Source organism: Arthrobacter sp. 2762 (genome assembly GCF_040548745.1).
GTDB lineage: Bacteria > Actinomycetota > Actinomycetes > Actinomycetales > Micrococcaceae > Arthrobacter.
In genome coordinates this window covers 749191-764794 of sequence record NZ_JBEPSI010000001.1, presented here as the reverse complement: position 1 = coordinate 764794, position 15604 = coordinate 749191, and the positions used below count along the sequence as shown (strand labels likewise).

Annotated in this window: 17 protein-coding genes; 13 read left to right on the top strand and 4 right to left on the bottom strand. The window is 61.4% G+C overall.

Translation table 11 applies throughout. The features are described from left to right. Positions 1-116 precede the first annotated feature (116 nt). The 9 genes from ABIE18_RS03770 to ABIE18_RS03730 all read left to right on the top strand — a co-directional run bounded on the left by ABIE18_RS03770 (position 117) and on the right by ABIE18_RS03730 (position 7344). Positions 117-737 (top strand): DedA family protein, encoded by a 621-nt coding sequence (locus ABIE18_RS03770; protein WP_499721275.1) that lies wholly within the window; start codon positions 117-119, stop codon positions 735-737. 94 nt (positions 738-831) lie between these two features. After that, on the top strand, positions 832-1134 hold the full coding sequence (locus ABIE18_RS03765; RefSeq protein WP_499721273.1) for an urease subunit gamma: 303 nt from the start codon (positions 832-834) through the stop codon (positions 1132-1134). Between the two features lie 8 nt (positions 1135-1142). Beyond that, positions 1143-1511, top strand: a complete 369-nt coding sequence (locus ABIE18_RS03760) for an urease subunit beta (RefSeq protein WP_499721272.1) — start codon at positions 1143-1145, stop codon at positions 1509-1511. Continuing rightward, positions 1508-3247: an urease subunit alpha gene (ureC, locus tag ABIE18_RS03755; protein ID WP_499721270.1), complete on the top strand. Its 1740-nt coding sequence runs from the start codon at positions 1508-1510 to the stop codon at positions 3245-3247. Before ABIE18_RS03760 ends, ureC begins: the two co-directional genes overlap by 4 nt. Before the next feature lie 16 nt (positions 3248-3263). Further along, positions 3264-3737 carry an urease accessory protein UreE gene (gene ureE / locus ABIE18_RS03750; protein WP_499721268.1) on the top strand — a complete coding sequence of 158 codons (474 nt, stop codon included), beginning with the start codon at positions 3264-3266 and terminating at the stop codon, positions 3735-3737. Between the two features lie 216 nt (positions 3738-3953). Then, on the top strand, positions 3954-4625 hold the full coding sequence (locus ABIE18_RS03745) for an urease accessory protein UreF (protein ID WP_499721372.1): 672 nt from the start codon (positions 3954-3956) through the stop codon (positions 4623-4625). Between the two features lie 12 nt (positions 4626-4637). Next, positions 4638-5255 carry an urease accessory protein UreG gene (gene ureG / locus ABIE18_RS03740; RefSeq protein ID WP_499721266.1) on the top strand — a complete coding sequence of 206 codons (618 nt, stop codon included), beginning with the start codon at positions 4638-4640 and terminating at the stop codon, positions 5253-5255. Positions 5256-5461: 206 nt separating this feature from the next. Next, entirely contained in the window at positions 5462-6292 is an 831-nt protein-coding gene (locus tag ABIE18_RS03735) for an urease accessory protein UreD (protein ID WP_499721265.1), read from the top strand. After that, a complete protein-coding gene (locus tag ABIE18_RS03730; protein WP_499721263.1) occupies positions 6292-7344 on the top strand; it encodes a HoxN/HupN/NixA family nickel/cobalt transporter in 1053 nt (350 codons plus the stop codon). Before ABIE18_RS03735 ends, ABIE18_RS03730 begins: the two co-directional genes overlap by 1 nt. A 57-nt stretch (positions 7345-7401) precedes the next feature. On the opposite strand, the gene ABIE18_RS03725 is transcribed toward ABIE18_RS03730, so the two are convergent. Then, a complete protein-coding gene (locus ABIE18_RS03725) occupies positions 7402-8379 on the bottom strand; it encodes a serine hydrolase domain-containing protein (RefSeq protein WP_499721262.1) in 978 nt (325 codons plus the stop codon). Between the two features lie 138 nt (positions 8380-8517). Here ABIE18_RS03725 and ABIE18_RS03720 point away from each other — a divergent pair, with 138 nt between their 5' ends. Beyond that, positions 8518-9027: an RNA polymerase sigma factor gene (locus tag ABIE18_RS03720; protein ID WP_499721261.1), complete on the top strand. Its 510-nt coding sequence runs from the start codon at positions 8518-8520 to the stop codon at positions 9025-9027. 1 nt (position 9028) lies between these two features. Further along, positions 9029-10021 (top strand): hypothetical protein, encoded by a 993-nt coding sequence (locus ABIE18_RS03715; protein WP_499721259.1) that lies wholly within the window; start codon positions 9029-9031, stop codon positions 10019-10021. Between the two features lie 67 nt (positions 10022-10088). On the opposite strand, the gene ABIE18_RS03710 is transcribed toward ABIE18_RS03715, so the two are convergent. After that, positions 10089-12857 (bottom strand): alpha-amylase family glycosyl hydrolase, encoded by a 2769-nt coding sequence (locus ABIE18_RS03710; protein WP_499721257.1) that lies wholly within the window; start codon positions 12855-12857, stop codon positions 10089-10091. A 322-nt stretch (positions 12858-13179) separates the two neighbouring features. Here ABIE18_RS03710 and ABIE18_RS03705 point away from each other — a divergent pair, with 322 nt between their 5' ends. Further along, positions 13180-13377 carry a hypothetical protein gene (locus ABIE18_RS03705; protein ID WP_477516588.1) on the top strand — a complete coding sequence of 66 codons (198 nt, stop codon included), beginning with the start codon at positions 13180-13182 and terminating at the stop codon, positions 13375-13377. Then, positions 13374-13604 carry a hypothetical protein gene (locus tag ABIE18_RS03700; protein WP_216922625.1) on the top strand — a complete coding sequence of 77 codons (231 nt, stop codon included), beginning with the start codon at positions 13374-13376 and terminating at the stop codon, positions 13602-13604. Before ABIE18_RS03705 ends, ABIE18_RS03700 begins: the two co-directional genes overlap by 4 nt. Here ABIE18_RS03700 and ABIE18_RS03695 read toward each other — a convergent pair. Continuing rightward, entirely contained in the window at positions 13601-14665 is a 1065-nt protein-coding gene (locus ABIE18_RS03695; RefSeq protein ID WP_499721256.1) for a lactonase family protein, read from the bottom strand. The genes ABIE18_RS03700 and ABIE18_RS03695 overlap by 4 nt on opposite strands. An 18-nt stretch (positions 14666-14683) precedes the next feature. Next, a complete protein-coding gene (locus ABIE18_RS03690; protein WP_499721254.1) occupies positions 14684-15514 on the bottom strand; it encodes an aldo/keto reductase in 831 nt (276 codons plus the stop codon). Positions 15515-15604: the final 90 nt, after the last annotated feature.

Sequence of the window (15604 nt, the reverse complement as noted above, 5' to 3'; positions counted from 1 at the left end):
GTGAAGTACTCAACTAGTATATTAGTGATGTATTAGACTGTCTATGGATAGGCGGTCATTAAAACAGCGCCCGCAGCGTCTCCCCACAGACCCGCTGATCTGCCACACTCAACCCCATGCAGTCGTTGTTCGACGGACTCCTTCACGCCAGCCCACTGGTGGTGATCTGCATCGTCTTCGCATTGGTCTTCGCCGAGGACGCCTTGTTTATCGGATTCGTGATCCCAGGCGAAACAGCTGCCGTGGTAGGGGGAGTCTTCGCCAGCCGGGGTTCTCTTCCCTTGTGGGGCATGATCCTGGTTGTCATCTCCGCAGCCATCCTCGGTGACACGGTCGGCTACGAGATAGGCAAGCACCTCGGTCCACGGATCATGGCCCTGAAGCTCCTGGATAAGAGAAGAACCCAGCTCCAAAAAGCCGAGGATTTCCTGGCCCGCCGTGGCGGCCTCGCCGTGTTCCTCGGCCGCTTCACAGCCTTTTTCCGCGCAGTCATGCCCGCGCTCGCAGGGCTCAGCCGAATGCCATACCGCCGCTTCGCCGTCTGGAACTTCACGGGCGGCATCATTTGGGGCGCCCTGTTCGTGACCCTGGGATTCGTTGCAGGGAACTCCTATGAAGAGCTAGCCCATGCAGTGGGGCGCGGTGCCGCACTGGTGGTGGGCGCCGTCGTGGTTGTCATCCTGGCCGTGTGGCAAATCCGAAAGCATCGAACGGCGGCCAAACCCACAGCTGACTGAGACCCTCTGGAAACGTGGCGGAAACTTCCAGTCCTTACGCTGATCACAAACTGTCCCTTCGTGTGCACCCAGGTAGCAGCTTTGAGGAGAATCAATGCATCTTTTGCCCCGTGAGCAGGAAAAACTCATGATCGTGGTGGCCGCCGATCTGGCCAGGCGAAGGCAGGCGCGCGGATTAAAGCTGAATTATCCGGAGGCTATCGCGATCATTAGCTACGAGCTCATCGAGGGCGCCCGGGACGGCAAATCCGTTGCGGAGCTCATGAGCTACGGAACCACTTTGCTGCGTCGCGAAGACGTGATGGAAGGTGTGCCGGAGATGGTCCACGACGTCCAAATCGAAGCGACGTTCCCTGACGGCACCAAGCTTGTCACTGTACACGACCCCATTCGATAGGAGCCCCCATGATCCCCGGTGAATACAGGCTCCGCCCCGAGCCCATCGCCTGCAACAGCGGCCGCGAGGCGATCGCCGTCGAGGTTGTCAATCGAGGTGACCGGCCAGTCCAGATTGGCTCGCACTACCACTTTGCCGAGGCCAACCGCGCCCTGGAGTTTGACCGTGAAGCCGCTTATGGCCGGCGTCTGGACATCCCTGCCGGCACAGCAGCCCGCTTTGAACCCGGGGACAAGAAGACCGTCCACCTGGTGGAGTTGGCAGGTTCCCGTGAAGTTTTCGGCTTGAGCAACGCTGTCAACGGAAAGCTCGACGGCGGAACCAGCCTTGGCGGGACCGCCCGCCCGGGAGTGGCTATGGAAGGAGAGGGCAAATGAGCTTCGAGCTTCCCCGCCGGCAATACGCCGAGCTGTACGGCCCAACGACAGGTGACGCCATCCGCTTGGCGGACACCGAACTTTTCCTCGAAATTGAGAACGACTACACCGTCTACGGCGAAGAAGTGGTGTTCGGGGGCGGCAAAGTAATCCGCGATGGCATGGGCCAAAACGGCCAGGCGACGCGCTCCGAGGACATCCCTGACACCGTCATCACCAACGTTATCGTCCTGGACTACTCAGGCATCTACAAGGCCGATGTGGCACTGAAGGATGGCCACATTTTCAAGATCGGCAAAGCCGGCAACCCGCAGATCATGGACGGCGTGGACATCGTGATCGGTGCCAGCACGGAGATCATCGCCGGCGAACGGAAAATTCTCACAGCCGGTGGCATCGATACCCATATCCACTTCATTTCCCCCGAACAGGTTCCCACTGCACTCTGCAGCGGAGTCACCACGATGGTTGGCGGCGGCACGGGACCTGCAGAAGGAACCAAAGCCACCACCATCACGCCCGGGTCCTGGCATATCTCGCGGATGCTCCAGGCCGCCGAAGGGCTCCCCATCAACATCGGCCTGTTCGGCAAGGGCCACGCGTCCGCCGTCGAGCCCCTCGCAGAGCAGATCCGCGCCGGTGCCGTCGGGCTCAAAGTCCATGAGGATTGGGGCTCCACCACGTCCTCCATTGACATGTCCCTGCGCGTGGCCGACGAATACGACGTCCAGGTGGCGATTCACACGGACACCCTCAACGAGTGCGGTTTCGTGGAAGACACCATCAACGCGATCGACGGCCGGGTCATTCACACCTTCCACACGGAAGGCGCAGGCGGCGGCCACGCCCCGGACATCATCAAGATTGCCGGGCTGCCCAATGTGCTTCCGGCCTCCACCAACCCCACGTTGCCGTATACCAAGAACACCATCGAAGAGCACCTGGACATGCTCATGGTCTGCCACCACCTCAACCCGGACATCCCGGAAGACGTGGCCTTCGCAGACTCCCGCATCCGTGCTGAAACCATCGCAGCCGAGGACGTCCTGCACGATCTGGGGGTCTTCGCCATCACGTCCTCGGACTCGCAGGCAATGGGCCGCGTAGGAGAAGTGATCACCCGGACCTGGCAGGTGGCCGATGCGATGAAACGGCAACGCGGGGTTCTTCAGGATCCTTCCGGTGCGGTGCATGGTGCTGGCTTGGGCGGGGAGTCCGACAACTTCCGGCTCAAGCGGTACGTCGCCAAATACACCATCAACCCCGCCATTGCACAGGGCATGGCCGACGTCATTGGCTCGGTGGAAGAAGGGAAATTCGCTGACCTGGTGTTGTGGGACCCCGCGTTCTTCGGAGTGAAACCCGAGCTCGTCATCAAAGGCGGGCAGATCGCCTACGCACTCATGGGCGACTCCAACGCCTCCATTCCCACCCCGCAGCCGCGCACCATGCGGCCCATGTTCGCCACCTACGGCAAGGCACTCCAACAGACGTCCATCACGTTCCTCTCCAAAGCAGCGATCGACTCCGGTGTCCCCGAAAAACTCGGACTCGAACGCATCATCCGGCCCGTCACCGGCATCAGGAACCTGCGCAAAGCCGACCTGAAGTTCAACGGCGAAACCCCGGACATCGTCGTCGACCCCGAAACCTACAAGGTGACAGTGGACGGCGTCGAAGCCACCTGCGAACCCTCCGACGTGCTGCCCATGGCGCAGCGCTACCACCTCTTCTAAACCCATAGGCAACCACGTGATCATCGAAAAAATCCTCGGCAACCTCCACGAACACCCCGACGCCTACGCTGGCCACCACAAAGAAAAAGTCGTCCTCCCCAGCGCCCTGCTCGTCAAACGCATCCAACGCGTCACCACCGACCACGGCAAAGAACTCGGCATCCGACTCCCCACCGGATCCGGCGACCTGCGCGACGGCGACATCCTCGCCGCCGACGACGCCAACCTCATCGTCATCTCCGTGCTGCCAACAGACGTCCTCGTGATTGCTCCGCGCAGCATCCACGAAATGGGGGTGGTCGCGCACTCCCTCGGCAACCGGCATCTGCAGGCGCAATTCTTCGACTCGCTGTCTGAGTATGGGGCCGACGTCATGGTGTGCCAGTATGACCACACCGTCGAGGACTACCTGAAGAGCGTCGGCGTCCCCTACGACAGGCAAGAGCGGGTTATGCCGGTGCCATTTCGCCATGCTGAGCATTCGCACTAAGTGCGTGCCCGAGGTGCCGTGCGACAGTGCCGCGGTCGGCAAGCCTCCGGCGGGTGATAGGGGCCGTGCCCGTCCCCAGCCGCTCCCAACCTTCGCAAGCTCAGGTCGGGGCCCTCGCGGCAGTGGGCCCCCCGCGTGGCCCGCCACGCCGCGGCCCCTATCACCCGCCTCCGCCTCGTGGGCCAGCTACGGCCCCGCGCTTCAGCGCGGTACGCGATGAGTGCGGGATATCAGCTGGCTCTTCAGCAGTTGACTGACTCTGCGTTGCCTACGGGGGCGTTTGCTCATTCTTTGGGGTTTGAGACGTATATCGAGCGCGGGGTTGTTTTTGATGAGGGGTCGTTTGTGCTTTGGCTTTCCTCGTTTGTGGGGCAGCAGTTGACTTATTCGGATGGGTTGGCTGTGCGGTTTTTGTATGAGGGGGTGGATGTTGGTTTGTTGGACTCTGTTCTTTCCGGGCAGTTGTTGGCTCGGGAGGTTCGGGAGGCTTCCTTGAAGATGGGTGGGCGGCTCCTGGAGATTGGCGGGGAGGTGTTTCCTTCGGCGGAGTTGGAGGCCTATAGGGCGCTCGTTCGTGGGGGTAGTGCTGTGGGGCACCAGCCGTTGGCCTTTGGGGTGATCGCGCGGTCCTTGGGGGTTCCTTTTGAGGAGGCGCTTGCTGCGTATCTGTTTGCCACGGTTACTTCCCTCACGCAGAACGCCGTGCGCGCAATCCCGCTCGGGCAAAACGCCGGGCAACGGGTACTTCGGCACGCGCACGACGCCGTTGCTGCCGCCGTCGAGGTTGTAGCACAACTGTGCTGGGACGACTTTGGGGCCGTGAGCCCCGGACTTGAAATTTCACAAATGCGGCACGAGCGGCAACGCGCCCGCATGTTCATGAGCTAACCAGGAGGACACATGTCTGAACCCATCAAAATCGGCGTCGGTGGACCGGTTGGAGCCGGCAAGACACAACTCGTCGAGCGCATCACCCGGCACATGAGTGGCGACATTTCCATGGCCGCCATCACCAACGACATCTACACCATCGAAGACGCCAAAATCCTTGCAGCCAACGGCATCCTCCCCGAAGACCGCATCATCGGCGTCGAAACCGGCGGCTGCCCGCACACCGCAATCCGCGAAGACACCTCCATGAACACAGCAGCCATCGACGAACTCAAAACCCGGCACCCCGACCTTCAAGTTATCTTCGTCGAATCCGGCGGCGACAACCTCTCAGCAACCTTCAGCCCCGAACTCGTCGACTTCTCCATCTACATCATCGATGTAGCCCAAGGCGAAAAAATCCCCCGCAAAGCCGGCCAGGGCATGATCAAATCCGACCTCTTCATCATCAACAAAACGGACCTCGCGCCCCACGTCGGAGCAGACCTCTCAGTAATGGAGCGGGACTCCAAGGAATTCAGGGGCAACAAGCCCTTCTGCTTCACGAATCTCAAAACCGACGAAGGGTTGGACGCCGTCCTGAACTGGATCCGCCGCGATGTCCTGATGCTGGACTTGGCCTCATGACCCGACTCGAGTCAGCGGTCGTCTCACCGGGGGCGGCGCCCGCCACGGGGCCGGCGGCTTCGCCGGATTTGGGGCCGTGCCCGTCCCCAGCCGCTCCCAACTCTCGCAAGCTCGAGTCGGGGCCCTCGCGGCAGTGGGCCTCCCACGATGCCCACCACGCCGCGGCCCCCAAATCCGGCTCAGCCGCCTCAGGGTTGAGGAACCCGATGGGCGAACTCCAATTGCGAGTGGCCCAGCGTGCTGGGCGGTCCGTGGCCGTGCATCAGTTCCATCAGGGCGCTCTAAGAGTTTTGCGGCCGCATTATTTGGATCAGTCCGGGCAGGTTTGCTTTGTCATGGTTAATCCTGGCGGGGCGTATTTGGGCGCGGACTTGTTTCTCCTTGATGTTGAGGTCCAGGCTGGGGCGGAGCTTTTGTTGACTACGCAGTCGGCCACGAAGGTGTATCGGACTCCGGGGTCCTTTGCTGAACAGCGGATGAAGGTGCGGCTGGGGGAGGGGGCGCGGTTGGAGTTGCTGCCTGACCAGTTGATCGCCTATCGGGAGGCGAGTTATCGGCAGAATTCGCGCATCAGTCTCCACCCGACGTCGAGCCTTGTCATGGCCGAGGTCATCACGCCGGGGTGGTCGCCGGACGGCGGGGTGTTCCGGTATGAGGAGTTGCGGTTGCGCAATGAGATTCATGTCGTGGGCGGTGAGGGAGTGCAGTTGTTGGTCCTGGATAACCTCCTGATACGGCCGCCGCTGGGGGATGTGACTGGCATGGGCTTCATGGAGGGTTTCAGCCATGTGGGCTCGTTGGTGGTTGTTGATCCGAGGGTGGATCAGGAGCTTGCCGACGAGCTGCACCACGTGACGCGGGAGCATGATGCTTACTCGGGCGTTTCGTTGACCAATCGTGTTGGCGGTACTACGGGGCTTGTGCTGAGATCGTTGTCCAACAGCACCGACGAACTCCATCATCTCCTGGGCGCCTGCACCAGCGTTCTCCGCGAACGTTGGTATGGTCAGGGACCCGTGAACCTGAGGAAGTATTGATGCCTGCGCTGCTGGAGTTCGCTGCCATGTACCGGGACCGGGAGAAGTTGCCGCTGCGCACCCGGCTACTTTTCACGTTCGGTGCGGTCGCCGCCCTGCACGTTGCCGCCGTCGTGCTTTTGCTGCTTGGTTCTGCAGGGGCGGCCCAACCTTTGGCGCTCGGCCTGGTGATCACCGCGTACGTGGCCGGAATCAAGCACAGCTACGACTGGGACCACATCGCCGCGATCGATAACTCCACACGCAAGTTCGTCGCGCAGCACAAGGATCCGGTGAGCGTCGGCTTCGCGTTCAGCCTGGGCCACAGTTCCGTGGTGATCCTGGCCGGGCTCCTGGTAGTGGCGGGCGCAACGGTGATAGGGCAATTCATGGAGGACGGCACGGCGGGCAACAAGGTGCTGGGCTTGATCGGTAGCGGGGTGTCGGGGTTGTTCCTGCTGGGGATGGGGCTCTTCAACGGCTCGGCATTCATGCGTGCCACGCAGGTTTACCGGAGCGTCCAGGCTGGTGGCCGGATCCACGAAGACGATCTCGAGGCGAAGGGATTCGTTGCCCGGTTGCTGGCCAAGCCCCTGTCAAAGGTGGAGCGGCCGCGGAACATCTACGTGATCGGTTTCCTCTTCGGCCTCGGCTTCGATACGGCCACCACCATCGGGCTGCTGGTTATCACTACGACGGCGTCACTCGCCGGAGTCTCGCCGTTGGCGTTGATGGCGCTCCCGCTCGCGTTCACCGCGGCCATGACATTATGCGATTCCATCAATGGCGTGGCCATGATGAAGATGTACAAGTCGGCCATCAATGACCCACAGCGCAAGCTCGGCTTCAACGTGGTGATCACCGGCATCTCGGCTGTCTCGGCGCTGTTCATCTCCGTGATCACGCTCGGGGGATTCGTCAACGCGGCGTTTGAACTCGAGGACCCGCTGACCACGTGGCTGGGAGGGATCGACCTTGGCGACGCAGGCCTGCTCTTGGTGTGCCTGTTCGTCATCGCGTGGGCTGTTTCCGCATGGCGTGGCTGGGCGAGGCGCTCGGCCCAGCCCAACTGAGTCGCAGATAACGCCGTTTAGAGCCCTCAAAACGCGCTGTACTGCTACTTACTTGGGTTAGGTTGCAGCCACCGCGTTGAAGAGCTCATTCGTGTCCACGCCAAGGTCCGGTGTGTCCAGGACGTTGGTCAGGAACACAACGCACCGGTCCTGCTCCGGGAACATCCACCATTCCGTGCCCGACCACCCTGGGTGACCGTAGATCCCCTTGGCAATCAGCTCCGATTCGTTGGCTGGCATCTGGAAACCAAGGCCCGTGTGCCGCAAAGGCTTGGGCCGGACGCTGATGTGGGAAACCCCGGTAGTCCTTGGCCGGCGCATGGCCGCAAGCGTTGCGGGCCGCACCCCCTTGCCCGAATTGCGCAGCAACTCAGTGCCGAGATTGAGCAGATCCGTGGCGGTGCCGAACAGCCCGGCGCCAGGGTGCTTCTTCTTGTACATCCCCTCAACATCCAGGCCCTGCTCTTCTGCGCCACGGACTATGTGCGGATTGCAGTCCGGGTGGAAAGTGAGGCCTTTCGCGCCGGTGTCCTCAGCCAATGAACGAACCTGCTCTTCGAACGGGCGCCCGTCGGCCCATTCGGCCATCGCCGCAGCGCCTTCAAAAGCCACATTGCAGTACTGGACCAACGATCCCGCATAGAAGGCTTGCTCCGCCGTGGTGAGGTCTTCGCGGAGGGGAGTGCCGCCGTCGAGCTGTGTATCCATGATTCCCGAGCGGTGACTCAACAGGTGTTCGAGGGTCACGGTGTCCGTGCGGCCGGCGCCGAAGCCGGGGAGCGCATCCGTCAATGAATTGCCGAGCGATAATTTCCCCAACTCAACCTGGCGCATCACCGTCATTGCGCTGATGGGTTTGGTGACTGAGAACAGCGCAAAGTGGTCATCGATGGTTGCCTTCCGGCCGTCGTCGTGTCCAAAGGCAAAAACGTCGGAGATGCCGTGGCTCGATGCAATTCCCAGCACCGCCACGGGCACGCGCCCTTGGTCGACCTGCCTCCGGGCCCAGTCTGCTGCGGGACCTGATTCCACCATGTGACTTCCACGCTTTCGCTCGAGGTTCGGTCAGACGAATCTATCCAAAATTCTCCAAGCCGCGTGTAACCGTGGGACGTCGGCCGGAAACTATAGAAGTATCCTGCAGTTCAGGACACTACTTTCAGGGGGAAAATCGTGCTTTCCGAGCGCGAACTGGCGTTTATCGCCATTCACAAAAACAGCTATCCATCCGTTTTCAGATTTGTCCGCCGCAGGGTGGAATCGGCGGAAATCGCCGAAGAAATCGCGGCGGACGTTTTCCGGGTCGTGTGGCAAAAATGGGACGACGTCTCCCAGCCTGACCTCCCATATCTGCTCACTGTCGCCCGCAATCTCGTCGGCAATGCGTACAGGAGTCGTGACCGGCAACAGGCGCTGCAGGAAAAACTACGCACGACGGCGGTGGAGCGTTTCGGGGACGACTCCGAGAACGTCGTGGTACAGGATGCCATGGCCCGGCTCCGCGAACAGGACCGGGACATCCTCCAGCTGGCGTATTGGGACGGTTTGGGCTGTGCCGAAATCGCGCGGGTACTCAACTGCAGTGAATCCGCAGCGAAGGTCCGCTTGCACCGCGCACGTGGTGCTTTCCGGAAACAGATGCCTGCAGGTGTCGAAACGACTACACACAAGATGGGAGTCTGAGATGGACCAGATCAAGAGCCAGATTTCCTCGATCGACCCTCTTGCCCACGAACCAGAGGTTGAAATCAACGGCGAAGAAGCCTTGGCCCGTATGCTGACAGGGCCTCGGGTGTTCAGTGACACTGTGCCGGCTGGCGTGACCTCGCTCCAAGAGCGCCGGAACCGCAAGGTCCGGCTTGCCGGAGCGCTGTTGCTGGGAGCAGCCGCCGTCACTGCCGGTGTCCTCGTGGCAGCCAACTTTGGGCCAGTGAGCTCGACGCCGGCGCCGGCCGTCACTGTGACGACGCCGGAAGCGACACCTACTCCCAGCATCTCTGCCACGCCTTCGCCAATAGCAACGCCAACTGCGACTCCGACGCCGGACGCCAGTCAGGTGCCGACCCCCACCGCACCAGCTGCGACCACCACTGCACCCGTGGCGCCGCCGGTCCAGGTGCCCACGATCCAGACATTCACCTTCCCTGATGGGCACGTCTCGTTCAGGTACCCCGCCGGTTGGACTGTTCGCCCGGAACAAGGTCCTTCCGACGGAGCCACCGTTCTGGACAGCACCGGCGCTGAAGTCGCCTTTATGAGCAGCGGTTTCTACGGCGACGGTACTGCCGGGCTGGTGGACCGGACAGTTCTGGACCGTGCCGTGGTTCCTGGAGTAACGGATACAGCAGGAAACCAGGTGGAATTCGGTTTCTCCCTGAACTACATCATGAACATCGACTACAGCTCCGGTAACGGGGGGATACCCACGGCTAGTGGGCGTTCCGACTCTCCTCCGGTCTACGTCATGGACATCCGGCTGTCCTCCGAGCTTCAATCCGGGCAGACTTCGTCCGGCACAAACCAGATCAGGGTCCCCAACGGGTTCATGAACGCATACGTGAAATTTGATCTCGACAAGCAACCAACCTTCGCTACCCCTGAGGCAGCGAAGGCCTGGATGGGCAGCACCCAGTACGCCCAGCTCAAGTCCCTGCTCCTGAGCGTCAGCTACAAATAACCCCATCTGAGTAGCAGTTGAGGCCGTTCTGAGAGCTCAGAACGGCCTCAACTGCGACCTACTTGGGCTAGCGGGTGGTGAGCAGGTGGCTGGCGGGGTCGTACCGGAAGGTGACCGGGCCGCCGTCGTGCTTCAGCGCTATGTTGCTGCCGTTCGCGGCGCCGCCCAGGCCGTAGTTCTCAGCCCAGGAGCCGTTGATAGCGGCCTTGAACTCGTAGTTCCCGGCGGGGAGGCTCGGCACGGACAGCTTCCAGGTCCCATCTGCAGGATCCAAGGCAAGCTGGGCTTGCCGGCAATCAGGCATCCAGTCGCCGGCACAGCCGAGCTCGGAGTTCAGGCTACCGGGAACGGAGACGGCAGCAGGCTGCTGACCGGCAACCGCGGCGCTGATCACGTTCGTTGCATGGTCGTACAAGAAAGTGACGGCGCCGCCAGGGTGCGTGAACACCACATCCGGACCGTTCAGAACGCCGCCAGCTCCATAGTTCTCATCCCACGAACCGTTGAGCGCAGCCTTGAACTCATACGTTCCCGCCGGGAGGTTCGGGACGTTCAGCTGCCACAGACGGTGTGTTGGTTCGTACGTCATCGACGCCTGCTCACACGACGGCTGCCAATCCTCCGTGCAGCCAAGCTCGGTGTTGAGGCTGCCGGCAACGGTCACGGTTTCGGGCTGCACAGGCTCACCCACCACACCACTTCGCGGCTCGCTCGCCGAAGTCTGTCCCCTGTTGTCCAGCACCACTGCGCGGTACTCCACTGACGTGCCGGACTCCAGGGAAGATACGTCGTGGAACACCTGGTAGGGCGCGTTGTCATCCGTGCCAATCGACTGCCACTCGCCGCCTGCCGTCCGCTCCTGGAAGGTGACTTCGTAGAACGAGTTACCGTCGACGTCGGCCGCCACCTTCAGGCGGGAAGCGTCACCGGCGGCCGTGACTGGCTTCTTGAGTACGACGCCGGGTGCCGCCTTGGACTGCGCGAGTCGCCCCGCTGCTTGGTACACCACGGTGGAAAGCGGAGGAACCGTAACGGTCAGCTTCGCCTGAGTGTCAGTCTTGGCGTCGGCTGCAGCGTCGCCATAAACGAGGTTGAACGGCTGCTTCGCCTCGTACGTCGGGATCTCCGCGGTCTGGGCGCTCTCGCTGTTGTTCACGGCAACCACGTACTCACGTTGCTCTTTGGCATCGATGCGGGAGAAGGCGTAAATCCCCGGGCCGTCGGCAGCGTAGCGGTTCTGCTGTGCACCGCTGCGGAGTGTGGGGTGCTCGGCGGTGAGTGCAGCAAGTTCGCTGATCTTCTTGTACAGCGGGTGCCCGGTATCGAAATTGTCCGTTGCATGCGTCGCGCTCGTGCCCAGAAGGTCGTCGTCAAGGTATTCCTGAACCTGGCTGGCGAACATTGATTGCCGGGAGTCCTGGTCCCCACCTGCCCCCGTGAATCCTTGCTCATCGCCGTAGTAGACAACGGGGTTACCGCGGGAGAAGTACATCAGCTCGTGGGCGAGTTCATCGCGCTCGACGAGTTCGGCGTCGGAGGCTCCTGCATTGTCCTGGGCGATGAACGTGCCGATACGGCCCATATCGTGGTTCCCCAGGAATGTAGGCAGTTGGTAGGCGTTGGAATCCGCATCCGTGTACCAGTCATCTCCGCTGAAGAACTCGGCCAAGCCACTGGCCTTGCTGCTCTGGGAGGCGAAGCTGCGGGCAGCTCCTTGGAAGCCGAAGTCGAGAACGGCCTGCATTTTGTTTCTGGTGGTGAATTTGGATGTGACGCTCTTGGAGGTGTCGAAGACTTCGCCAAACATGAAGAATTCGTCCTTGCCCTGTTCCTTGGCATAGCTCAGGACCTGCGGACCGAACTGCTGCCAGAATTCATCGTTGACGTGCTTCATGGTGTCGATGCGGAAGCCGTCGATCCCGAAGTCGTGGATCCAACTCTTGTAGACATCAACAAATCCATTGACCACGCGGGGATTCTCCGTGAACAGATCGTCCAAGCCGAAGAAGTCGCCGTAGAGCGCGTCCTCGCCGGAAAAGGTGGTGTTGCCACGGTTGTGATACAGCGTGGAGTCGTTAAGCCATGCTGGAACCTTGACGTCCTTCTCGGCTTCGGGGACCACCGGCGTGTAGGGGAAGGACGTGGCTGGATCCAGTGCTGGAAAGTCCTGCGTGCCGGCGTAATCGTGGTCATCGAAGGCCTCACCGGCCGCCGTGCGGTACGGCTCGCTTTCCTTGGAAATGTAGGGCGCTGACTCCGACTCCTGATACTGGATCACGTCGGCAGTGTGGTTGGTGATGATGTCGAAGTAGACCTTCATGCCCCGGGCGTGGGCGGCATCGATAAGCGTCTTCAGCTCCGCGTTCGTGCCCAAGTGGGGATCGATCTGGGTGAAGTCCGTAACCCAATACCCGTGGTATCCGGCAGAGCTGTTGTCCAGCTCGCCGCCGCCTTGGACAGCTTTGTTCTTGAAGCTCGGCGTAAGCCACAGGGCATTCGTTCCCAAACCCTGGATGTAGTCCAAACGGTCCTGGAGGCCCTTCAGATCACCACCGTTGTAGAAGCCCTTGCGAGTGGGGTCGTAGCCGGACACCATCGGATCCGAACCCAGCCCGCCGTCGTCGTTGGCTTTTGTGCCGTTGTTGAAGCGGTCAGCCATGACGAAGTAGAAGTTCTGATCACTGACGCCGCCGCGGACCGAGTGTTGGCCGGCGGGATCAGGCGGGGTTTTCTTGGTAGCGACGGCCGCGCTGGCGGGCAGGACAGTGGATGCCGTCACCACTGCGGTGGCGAGTACGACGGCGGGGACAATGGATCTATAGCTGCGAGATAGCAAGTGATGAAACCTTCCGCTAAGCGACTCTGCTGTGTGGCAACTCACAACTGTAAGCGCTTGCTTTCATGGATTCCACAGAAATAGAAGGTTTTCTAGATGTGAAGGGCTGTTACGCGCTCCAAATCTGGAAGCGTTTGCAGAATTTCTAGCCGAGAAAGGGCTCGAATCCTATTGTTCGCCTGCATGACACCATGCGGAAATGCTATGCAATTGCCTATAACGAACCGTCCATGACTTGCATAGGGTTGAGGAGATCTGCTTCACACCAGGGTCTGCTTCACAGCATGCAGCGCCCTGAACTACCCAAGGATGAGTTTCAACGATGAAGAGCATCGCCCTCCTGCGCGAACGAGCCACCCGTGTCATGCCCACCGGTTCCCACTGCCCGGCCTCGGGTTTGTGGAGCCCGGATTCTGAGCCTGATGCCGTCCAGGTGTTCGCCGAAGGTCACGTCCTCCCTGCGCACAATGGAGTGCCCACTGTCTGGCGGCGCCGGACCGCCGGCGAAGTCTCAGCATGACCAGCTCCATTCTGAACAGGCCCGCCGACTACCGGCACGTGCCGGCAGCCCAGTGGACTGAACTGGGCGCCGGGGATCGTGTCTGGATCTACGACGTCGCCTGGGGTGCCGGTACCGGCCGTGTTGACGACGTTTCCCACCACCAGGAACTGCTGTGGGTTGTCCTTGAACCCACTGGCCGCAAGCTGTTCTGCGGAACGGACGACGTCCAGGTCTGGGCGGCCTAACCCGCCGGAACCAGCACGCTCGGGGACCCCGTCTCCACCCTGCCCACGGGACCGTCGGGCAGGCCGGTTTCCGGGTCGAGCCTGAAACTCAGGACATCGTTGGAACCTTCATGCGCCACCAAGAGCCAGCCGTCGTGGACCAGGTGGTGCCGTGGCCATTCGCCCCCGCTTGGCACATCGGCCAGGGGTCTCACGTCCGTGCCCTGTGCGCCCACCTTCAGGACACAGATCCGGTTGGAGCCGCGGACTCCCACGTAGACGAACCGACCGTCAGTGGACATTGCAATCTCGGCGGCGGAGTCGCCGTCGAACGCTTTGTTGACACTGGCGGGAACCACGGCCGTGAGTTCGTAGACTCCTTGGGGTTCGGCCCTGACTGCTGCAACCTCAATCGAGTACTCCGTGTCGATGAAAACCGTGCCGCTGGGATGCCGCACCATGTGACGCGGGCCGGAGCCCTTGGGCAGGATCACGTGGTGGTCCGGCAGCAGCCCCTTGCCCGGCTCATACCGCCAAACCCTTACAAGATCGTGTCCGAGGTCCGTGGTCATCACGCGACCATCGGGAAGCATGAGGCTTGAGTGTGCGCGGCTGGGCCGCGGCTCGTCGGTGGGTCCAGTCTGATGGGGGTCGACGGCGGCTTCCGCGCTGGTCCGCGACGTGATGGCGCCGTCGTGGTCCAGTTCGTAGAGAATCACCTGGCCGTCACCCCAGCAGGTAACCACAATGAACCAGCCCTGTGGATCCGTCGCGACGTGGCAAGCAGCCTCGCCAGCCAGCCACGGTTCGCCCATTTGCTCCAATTCAACGGTACCGGTACGGCGGTAGGCCCGTACCATCTTGCCTTCCTCGGCCACGGCATAGAGCACAGGGAGGGTTGGGTGGACGGAGAGGAAGGACGGGGAGTTCGCGGCGACAGCCAGGCCAAGCGAAGTGAGTTTCCCGTCTGTATCCAGGGTGAGGGCGCCGATCCCTTCGCCATTTCCATTCCGGTCCGCGGTGTAGGACCCGGTCCAGATGAGTGTTTCAGTGCCGGCTGTTTCCATGTTCAGTTCCCCCATGTTTAGTGTCCCCGCCCCCTAGTGTCCCTGCACGTCCGAGTCGACGCCGGCATCAGGACCGGCGTCGAGGGTTTGCAGCCTTCTAAGATCATCCTGGTCCAGCTCGAAGTCGAAAACGTCAAGGTTTTCCCGCATCCTTTGCGGATTGGCAGTCTTGGGGATGGCAACCAGGCCCTGCTGGACGTGCCAACGAAGAACCACCTGGCCGGGCGTCTTTCCATGCTTGGTGCCGATGCTCGCCAAAACCGGGGCATTCAGGAGGTCGCTGCTTGCACCTAACGGACTGTACGATTCCGTGACAATCCCGTGCTGCTCGTTGAACGCGATGGCAACAGGACGCGGGATGGCGGGATTGACCTGAATCTGGTTGACCGCTGGAACAACATCCGTCTCACTCAACAGCCGGTCCAGGTGCGAAGGTTTGAAATTGGAAACGCCGATGGACCGTACCCTGCCAGAGGCCCGAAGTTCCTCGAAGGTCTTCCAGGTGGAGACGAACTCGTCACGGCGGGGGAGCGGCCAGTGGATCAGCAGCAGGTCAACGTAGTCCAGCCCCAGCCGTTCCAGCGAGCCATCGAGCCCAGGCACTGCCTTGCCCGAGCCTTGAAATCCGCCGTCCAGCTTGGTGGTGATGAAGAGCTCACCCCGGTCCACCCCGCAGGCGCGGATACCGTTGCCGACTCCCTCCTCATTGCCATATTTAACCGCCGTATCAATGTGCCGATAGCCGCAGGAAACAGCTTCCACTACGGCGTCAGCAACCTGGGCATCATCCAAGGGCCATGTACCCAACCCCAGTTGCGGAATCTTGTAGCCGTCGTTGAGTTCAATGAGCGGGGCAAGTGTCATGAGCATGATCTCCTCTAATGCTTGAATCTCGACGGGCGGGTCTCTTTGCTGTTCTACGCTGGCCACTGGCTGCTTGGCAACAGCTGGCGC